We start from the raw sequence: 3,798 nt of genomic DNA, 5'->3' as shown, positions 1-3,798 counted from the left end.
GCCATTGGCCGGAGCTGCATCCGCACAGGTCGGCGTGGCCGGTTCTTCAACGTGGTGGACCTGGTCAACCGGCTTGAGGCTGACAGTCGGGCGGCAAGGGCGGGTCGGCTGGCCGAACAACTCGGCCGACTGGACTTTGTCATCCTCGACGAACTGGGATACCTGCCCTTTGCCCAGTCTGGCGGACAGTTGCTGTTCCATATGATCAGCCGCCTTTATGAACAGACCTCGGTCATTGTCACCACGAACCTGTCCTTCGGTGAATGGGCCAGTGTATTCGCCGACGCCAAGATGACCACGGCACTGCTCGACCGTCTGACCCATCACTGCGACATCATCGAGACAGGGAACGAAAGCTGGCGGTTCAGGAACCGTAACTGAACCTCTCTCCAGATCCATACCTGCCCCGGCCTGTCTCCTTACGCCTACGGCTTCAGGAGACAGGCCGGGCCTTCAACAGGGGGTTAATATTGCATGCCGATCAGGGGTTATTTTTGAGTGCCGATTGACACAGTGGGAAAGGAGCATTTCTCCGGTCCAGCCAAGAACCAGAACAACAGCGAGCATACTGGCAGCAAGCGCCCGTCTGTATGTCTCATGCTGTCTCTGATCGAGTAAGATCGCCACAACGCGGGGTTCGACGCCATATTCGGCAGCGATCGCGGCGATATCAATAGGGGTACCGTCTGGCGCCCGCGGGCCCTGCATACCGGCTTTTGGCGTCAGTAATCCCTTCCCGAGGGCTTCAATCAGCGCGGCATTTCTCGTTACATCGGACCAGGCGACCAATGTACGTGGATCGCCAATCACCAGCCGGGCCACCTTGCGCGTTCTTGCAAAAAAACGCCGCGGGCCGGTCTGGTCCTGTCGTGTCTTCATTGCGAGACCGAGGTCAGAAACGTGGCGACATCCGTGGGAACGCCGTCGAGCCGGCCGATCCTGCCATTGCGGTGCATCCAGACGAAGGTTGGGGTCCCTGTGAGCCCTATCCGCCGTGCAATCTCGGTATTGCGGGCAAGCTTCTCCTCACTATCCGGTTCAGGTGCTGTCAATCCTGGGTTTAGGCGACCGTTGACCCACGCTTGTGCCATCTCGTTTGCCGGAAGCGACAGCATGGCTCTCGCATTGACGGTGCTGGCGCCATTATCCTCGTAATCAAGCAATGACAGCGGGACTATTTTCAGGCGAACTTTCCCTGCATCGATTGCGGGCTGAAGGATATGCATCGCCTTCATCGAGTAGATACATTGCGGGTCTATGAACATGATGACTTCCGGGGCTGAAGGTATCCCTATAAGGCCTCCCGAGAGACCCGGGAGCCCGGACTGTTCGTTAGCGTCGGCTGAAGCGCCAGAGATACTGATTTCCGGGACGGCTCCAGGAATGCCCCTGATCTGGTCTCTCGTGATGTCCTGTCCGGTGGCGCCCCACATGCGGGCAGCGACTGCTGCCTTGCCATCCGGGGTCGCATAGACGACCTGAAAACGGTTATCTGCCCGAACAAACATTCCCCTGATGCCATCGACCGGCGCGAGATCGTGGGCGCGCGATCCGGCCAGGGAACGTAGGGTGTCGTAGGGGACCGGGATCAGCGTGCCGCTAAGCACGATCGCATGGCTTTCCGGAGCGAAAAAGACGAGGAGTTCGTTCCGGGTATGGGCGATGCCAGCTTCGAAGCCGTGGAGATCGGGTAGTTTTTCGATGTTGGCCCCTGCGATTCCAAGGTGGGCGACTGCATCGGTCCTACCTTTATCACCATGTTCCAGGGGCGGCCCTATGGTGTCGCTCCTGGACCCAATCGGAGTAGACACAGAGCATTGCTGTCCTCGCGCTGGCGCGTGCATGAGCAGGAGAAATGGCAACACGTAGAAACAGCGCATGGCGGACTCCGGACAATACCTATGTCCTGTACGCCCTGATCATGCGACTGCGATTAAAAAATCATTCCTTGTCGTTCCCCCTTTCTCGAGACAGGGGATTTTCAAAAGCAGGGTTGATCGGGGAGAGAATAAACGTCTCTCCTGTTTCGCTTCCTAGGTTTCGTGGACAAAGGGTATCCACTGGAGTGCTGACACGAGACTGACGAAGCCAAGATATGATTCCTTGGTTTTGTCATATCGGGTGGCAACGCGTCGCCAGTTCTTGAGTTTGTTGAACAGGCGCTCGACGAGATTGCGCCAGCGATATTTGGTTTTATCATGAGGTACAGGATTGCGACGGTTGCTTTTGCTCGGGATGACGGCTTCGATTTCGGCCTTGGCAAGTTCCTCGCGAATGAGGTCGGCATCGTAACCTTTGTCTGCCAGTAACGCCTCGATCTTGTCAGCGATCATGCGGAACAGCGGGCCGAAACCCTGAATATCGTGGGTCTGTCCCGGCGTCAGGACAAAACCGAGAGGGCGTCCCCTGGCGTCGCATCGGGCGTGCAGTTTGGTGGTGAAACCACCGCGCGATCGGCCAAGCGCCTCGGTTTCCTGTGTCCCTTTTTTATACCGATAGCACAATGATGTGCCCGGACCACCGTGCTGTCGATCATGTCGGCAGTGGTATCCCGCTCGACCATTTCAGCCAAGGTTTCGAGCATCGCATCGAACACGCCTGTCGTCACCCATCGTCGGTAGCGTCGGAACACGCTGTTCCACTTGCCATAATCATCAGGCAGGTGGCGCCACTGCGATCCGGTTCGGGCAATCCACATCATGCCTTCGAAATACAGACGATTGTCTTGCGCAGGACGGCAGCCACGACCCCTCTCAGGCGGAAGCAGCGTCCCGATGATGGCCCATTCCTCGTCCGAAAGCCCAATTCGCTCGCCCAACAACGCCTCCAAAAGGCAGCTTTGAATCAATCATGGACGTTACTGTCAACCTTTGTCCACGAAACCTAACTCGTCGACCGACATCTCGCTTATCATTTTTACAAGAATATCAAGGCGGAGTTGCAAATAATGGGAATTCGGGTGGTCGTTTTTCAACTGACGGCCTTTTTCGTGGCAAAGCATCAGAATGGGGTGCAGTGATTTTGCCTGCTCACGTCTGGCAGTCGATGTTTTCGCGGGAGAAGCGATATATTCAATATTGCATCTAAGCGCTAAAACCGCTTGAACCAGCGTCAAACATAGCTGTCCGGATGGTTCGTCATCGATAAGCTCGAAACGCGAGCGAAGTTCATCAAACTTCATGTCATCCCCACATGGCTCAAGACGAACACATTGAAGCAGCGAAATGCACCATTATCATGCTTCTTACGGAGTTCTGGAACGAGATATCATGATATACTTTGCTATTATTGACGATTTCCGTCGTGATTTAATCTGGTCACCTGGCTCCACGGAATCATGATCAGCCTGCTCAATCTACACGATTCCGTCTTGTTGTAACGCATATCTCGTTATTGTTACCAAGTGTTTCTTTGGGGGCACCTATAGTCAGCATGCGCTTTACATGAGCGCATTCGTAGCCTTGCGGTTCAAGCCTGATTTAAAGCAGAGCCATAATCTGCGCATTGACAACGGCAAGCATGTGACGCTCGCTGTTACCACGATAATGAGCAAACTCGTTATCCATACTAACGCGCTATTGCACGATGACCGAATCTGGATCCCGAAAGCAAGCTTGATCACGATGGAGATGCCAGACTGACAATCGGATCGATATGGTGCTCTAAGTAATACTCGAATAATACAGAAAACGCGGAGTAATACCAACGGTTATAGGTACTGATTCGTGTGGGCCCATTTTCTGAGTCTGATGGATCGGATGGTTTCCGGCAGGGCCGTAAGACTGTTCCAGGCTGAGC

Annotated in this window: 5 protein-coding genes and 1 pseudogene; 2 read left to right on the top strand and 4 right to left on the bottom strand. The window is 54.8% G+C overall.

Translation table 11 applies throughout. The annotated features are described in order from the left end of the window. Positions 1–381 (top strand): ATP-binding protein (locus tag CFR80_RS17220; RefSeq protein ID WP_181418227.1); only part of this gene is annotated, 381 nt, incomplete at its 5' end. Positions 382–453: 72 nt separating this feature from the next. On the opposite strand, the gene CFR80_RS17215 is transcribed toward CFR80_RS17220, so the two are convergent. The 4 genes and pseudogenes from CFR80_RS17215 to CFR80_RS17200 all read right to left on the bottom strand — a co-directional run bounded on the left by CFR80_RS17215 (position 454) and on the right by CFR80_RS17200 (position 3,181). After that, positions 454–879, bottom strand: a complete 426-nt coding sequence (locus tag CFR80_RS17215; RefSeq protein WP_258367934.1) for a hypothetical protein — start codon at positions 877–879, stop codon at positions 454–456. After that, on the bottom strand, positions 876–1,880 hold the full coding sequence (locus CFR80_RS17210) for a thiol:disulfide interchange protein DsbG (RefSeq protein ID WP_019086201.1): 1,005 nt from the start codon (positions 1,878–1,880) through the stop codon (positions 876–878). Before CFR80_RS17210 ends, CFR80_RS17215 begins: the two co-directional genes overlap by 4 nt. A gap of 156 nt (positions 1,881–2,036) precedes the next feature. Then, a pseudogene (locus CFR80_RS20020) lies at positions 2,037–2,837 on the bottom strand (IS5 family transposase); the annotation flags it as partial. A 26-nt stretch (positions 2,838–2,863) separates the two neighbouring features. Continuing rightward, positions 2,864–3,181 carry a hypothetical protein gene (locus CFR80_RS17200; RefSeq protein WP_258367933.1) on the bottom strand — a complete coding sequence of 106 codons (318 nt, stop codon included), beginning with the start codon at positions 3,179–3,181 and terminating at the stop codon, positions 2,864–2,866. A 262-nt stretch (positions 3,182–3,443) separates the two neighbouring features. Between CFR80_RS17200 and CFR80_RS17195 the strand changes: the two genes are divergently transcribed. After that, positions 3,444–3,641, top strand: a complete 198-nt coding sequence (locus tag CFR80_RS17195; protein ID WP_110507789.1) for a hypothetical protein — start codon at positions 3,444–3,446, stop codon at positions 3,639–3,641. Positions 3,642–3,798 lie beyond the last annotated feature (157 nt).

The sequence above is a fragment of the Komagataeibacter oboediens genome, assembly GCF_003207815.1.
Taxonomy (GTDB): Bacteria; Pseudomonadota; Alphaproteobacteria; order Acetobacterales; family Acetobacteraceae; genus Komagataeibacter; species Komagataeibacter oboediens.
The sequence above is the reverse complement of the archived record's forward strand: the minus strand, read 5'-3'. Positions and strand labels throughout refer to the sequence as shown.